General features: G+C 68.3%; 2 protein-coding genes and 4 tRNA genes. 4 read left to right on the plus strand and 2 right to left on the minus strand.

Annotation, left to right across the window (positions count from 1 at the left end; all coding sequences use genetic code 11):
- Window positions 1–704 precede the first annotated feature (704 nt).
- A tRNA-Val gene (locus tag NBW84_RS10100) sits at window positions 705–776 on the minus strand.
- Window positions 777–1,300: 524 nt separating this feature from the next.
- Here NBW84_RS10100 and NBW84_RS10105 point away from each other — a divergent pair.
- Complete coding sequence (locus NBW84_RS10105) at window positions 1,301–1,732, plus strand: SsgA family sporulation/cell division regulator (RefSeq protein ID WP_013873844.1); 432 nt, start codon at window positions 1,301–1,303, stop codon at window positions 1,730–1,732.
- Window positions 1,733–2,114: 382 nt separating this feature from the next.
- Here NBW84_RS10105 and NBW84_RS10110 read toward each other — a convergent pair whose 3' ends face one another.
- A complete protein-coding gene (locus tag NBW84_RS10110; protein WP_250283916.1) occupies window positions 2,115–3,161 on the minus strand; it encodes a chorismate-binding protein in 1,047 nt (348 codons plus the stop codon).
- Between the two features lie 306 nt (window positions 3,162–3,467).
- Here NBW84_RS10110 and NBW84_RS10115 point away from each other — a divergent pair.
- The 3 genes from NBW84_RS10115 (at window position 3,468) to NBW84_RS10125 (ending at window position 3,759) form a co-directional block, all read left to right on the plus strand.
- Window positions 3,468–3,540, plus strand: a tRNA-Gly gene (locus NBW84_RS10115).
- Window positions 3,541–3,584: 44 nt separating this feature from the next.
- Window positions 3,585–3,656, plus strand: a tRNA-Cys gene (locus tag NBW84_RS10120).
- A 31-nt stretch (window positions 3,657–3,687) separates the two neighbouring features.
- Window positions 3,688–3,759: transfer RNA gene (locus NBW84_RS10125), tRNA-Val, on the plus strand.
- The last annotated feature ends 17 nt before the right edge of the window (window positions 3,760–3,776 follow it).

A 3,776-nucleotide genomic window follows, 5' to 3' on the forward strand; every position in this document is an offset into this window, starting at 1 on the left:
AAGAAGATCGCCACAAGTTTGTCACTGTGTACGCCGACGCGACCAAAAAGCGTACCCAACAAACTCGCGATAGTCATGGCCCGTACGGGTGACTACGAACAGGATTCGCACCACTTGACCGACGCTCGAGGGTGAATTCTTGAGAGACGACTGGCGCTTTTATACCTTTTGGACAGATTTTGAGAGAGACGCGCCGACCCCGGGCGGACACCACAGTCTTCAGCGAAGCCGATCAAAGATCGGCGAACAGCCGAAGCCGGCGAGGCCAGGGCCCGGCCTCCGAACAGACACCGCATCCCCGCGAAGCCGCCCAAGGGCGGCGAGCAGCCACAACCGACCCCACCGATGCCGCCCGAAGGGCGGCGAGCCCCAAGAAAACCCGACCGACCCGCCCCACCAATCGCGGGTCCCGCGACCACCCCACCCCAGGCCCCTGGGGTTCCGAGGGCCCGGCCCCCGGGCAGACATCACGCCCCCACCGAAGCCACCCAGAGGGCGGCAAGCAGTCAAGACTGTCCGACCCCGCCGATGCCGCCCAGAGGGCGGCGAGCCCCAAGAAAACCCGACCGACCCGCCCCACCAATCGCGGGTCCCGCGACCACCCCACCCCAGGACCGTGGGGGCTCCGGGGGCTCGGCCCCCGGGCAGACATCGCGCCCCCGGCGAAGCCGATCAAAGATCGGCGAGCAAGGAAGGCCAACGCGTGGGCGTACGTGGTTTCGAACCACGGACCTCTGCCGTGTGAAGGCAGCGCTCTACCACTGAGCTATACGCCCGGAGACGGATGAAGCTTACTACGCCGCTGGGGCAGGTCGGACGGGACGGCTGTCAACGCCGTCCCAACAGGACGGGGAGAGCTGGCGGGGAGGCGGTGACGGGGCCACGTGGCCCTGTGCGGCCTGTCCGGTGTGGCCCATGATGTCGGTCACATCAGGGCTCGCGGAGCGAGGTTTCGTCGGTCACGATCCGAACACAACTCGCCCCGATTGGGACGGCCATGAGAGGGGTAGACCCCATCTCATCAGGCACGACAGCACCTGCAATACGAATACGAAGGGTAATCAACCTACGGGGGTTCTGCCACATGACGCTCACCGACCCAGGCGGCCACGGATGGGCTGCGCGGCCGTCTCCGACGGGCGGTCGCGGTCCGCGTACCTGCGCCATGCCGGGCAACTCTCCCGAACCGGCGTAACGGATGTTCAAGTCGCATAACCTTGTTTCCAACGAGCCTCAAAGAGGGAACCATCTCGTTACACGGGTGCTCGCCCGAACCACCGCAGCACTGAGAGGCCGCCCGATGACAATTCGTCATGATTCCATCACAGCAGAACTCGCACTTCGGCTTGTCGTTCCTGGTGGAGCGCCCGTCCCGGTGGCGGCGACGATGCGCTACGAACCGGCGGATCCCTACGCGGTCAGCATCGGGTTCCGTACCGGCGCGGACGAGGTTGTCGAGTGGACGTTCGCCCGCCAGCTGCTCAGCGACGGCGTCCGGCGACCGGCCGGCGACGGCGATGTGCAGGTGTGGCCGGCGGCCCAGTCCGGCGGGCGGATTGTCTGCCTGTCGCTGTCCAGTCCTTCCGGCCACGCGTTGTTCGAGATGCCTCGGTCCGAGGTGCTGTCGTTCCTGCGCCGCACCTACTCGGTGGTGCCTCTCGGTGGGGAAAGCGAAGTCGTCGATCTGGACGCGGAGCTCGCGCTGCTCATCTGGGGCGGCCCGCAGACGTGACATCGCCCAGGCCGGGGCACCCGGTGTCGTCCCGGCCTGACCGCGCCTGACCACCCCAGGACGCCCGGCAACGCGGATCCCGCGGATCTCCGCAGATCCTCCAGGTGGCCGACGTGCCCTGTCAGCCGGGCAGGACCGCCCGGCGGTCGGCTGCCCGTAGCCCGACCATCGCACGGAAAACCGTCCGGCACACGAATCGGGACCAGACCGGACGGCGTCTCCAGTGGACGCCGTCAGTCATGGGCAGCTCATCCCAGCCGCAGGTCACATCAGGCCGCGGATCGTCTCAGGGAATGCCACGGGTAATTCCGTGCGGCAACCAACGACGCTGTAACCCAATGGCCCGGTCAGAGCTTAACATGTCAGGAACCCAATGGCCCGGTCAGGTCGGGACGGACGAACAGATCCTCAGTAGCCGTTCGGCCTTGAGCTCCGTTTCACGCCATTCTCCTTCCGGGTCACTCCCCCAGGTGATTCCGGCGCCGGAACCGAAACACAGCCGGCCGGCCGCGAACCAGAACGTCCGGATGCCGACCGCGAGCTCACCCAGCCCCTGGTCGGCGTCGACCCATCCGATCGCGCCGCAGTAGGGCCCGCGCGCCGCCGGCTCCAGCTCCCGGATAACCCGCAGGGCGCTCAGTTTCGGAGCACCCGACACCGACCCGGGCGGGAAACTCGCGGCGAACAGCCCGGGCCAGCCGACACCCGGCCGCAGCCGCGCCTCGACAGTGGACACCAGATGCACCAGCCCCGGATGGCTCTCAAGCGCGCACAACGTCGGGACGCTCACCCCACCCGGACGGGCGACCCGGCCCAGATCGTTACGCACCAGATCGACGATCATGATGTTCTCGGCGATGTCCTTCTCCAGCAGGTCCGCCGCGACCCGGCCCGTCCCCTTGATGGGCCCCGAACGCACTACGTCACCTCGTCGTGACAGGAACAGCTCCGGGGACGCGCTGAGCACTCGGATGTCCGCCTCCGGGACGTACATCACGGCCGCGTACGGCGCCGGGTTGCCGCGCGCCAGCGCCGCCCCGAGAGCCGCGACCGCCTCACCGCCCACCACGGCCACCGGCACGGACAGCACCCGGCACAGGTTGACCTGATAGACCTCACCGGCGGCGATCTCGGCACGGATACGCCGCACCCCGGCGACATAGCCGTCCCGGTCCAGGCTGCTCGTCCACGCGTCGCGGGGCGGGCCGTGCCACGGCCGTCCCGCGATCGCCGTCAGCGCGGGCGCGGGCCGGACATCCGCGAAACGCACGCACCGCGCCGCGCCCTCGAAGTCGGCCACAACCCCCCAGAAGCCAGCACGGTCGAGCGCGGCCAGATCATCGGTGACGTCGATCACACCGGTCGCGAGCTGGCCACCGGCGACCATGAAGGACCCCGGCCGCCACCGCGGGCGGCGCCGCGCCTCCATCCGCCCGCCCACGGCCTGCGTCCCCGGCCTGCCAGCACCGATGAAGACACCCCCCGGCCTGGCCTGCCGGCCACGGTCCGGGCTGTCCCGAGTCGCGCCGTCCATCCGAATCACGCTACCGGCGCCCGGGCCCGCGGCACGCGGCCCGACCAGCACGTTTTGACAACCGGCAAGCGCAACCGGTGCCAGCGGACAGGCAACGACACAGAGACTTCACATCGCAGACACAGCAGACGGCGGGTCATTCGACGATCCCCCGCATCGTCCGCTAGAGTGCTACCTGCACCCGCTGAGAGGCGGGGGCGCGCGGACGTGGCTCAGCTGGTAGAGCATCACCTTGCCAAGGTGAGGGTCGCGGGTTCGAATCCCGTCGTCCGCTCGAGCGTGTGTGAGGTCAGAGGTCAAGCCCGTCCCGGCCTCCCTGGCGGAGTGGCCGAGTGGTTTAGGCAAGGGCCTGCAAAGCCCTGTACGCGGGTTCGATTCCCGCCTCCGCCTCAGCAACAAGGCACCAAACCGGAACAAACTCGGGCGATTAGCTCAGTGGGAGAGCGCTACCTTGACACGGTAGAGGCCACTGGTTCAATCCCAGTATCGCCCACGCGCTGGCCTTCCCTG

Origin of the sequence: Protofrankia sp. CiP1_Cm_nod2, assembly GCF_920664355.1 — a bacterium.
Classification (GTDB): domain Bacteria; phylum Actinomycetota; class Actinomycetes; order Frankiales; family Frankiaceae; genus Protofrankia.

Excerpts from the sequence above, each read along its gene's own strand:
- NBW84_RS10105 (WP_013873844.1), top strand. The coding sequence starts at position 1,301 with ATGACAATTCGTCATGATTCCATCACAGCAGAACTCGCACTTCGGCTT.
- NBW84_RS10110 (WP_250283916.1), bottom strand. The coding sequence starts at position 3,161 with ATGGAGGCGCGGCGCCGCCCGCGGTGGCGGCCGGGGTCCTTCATGGTC.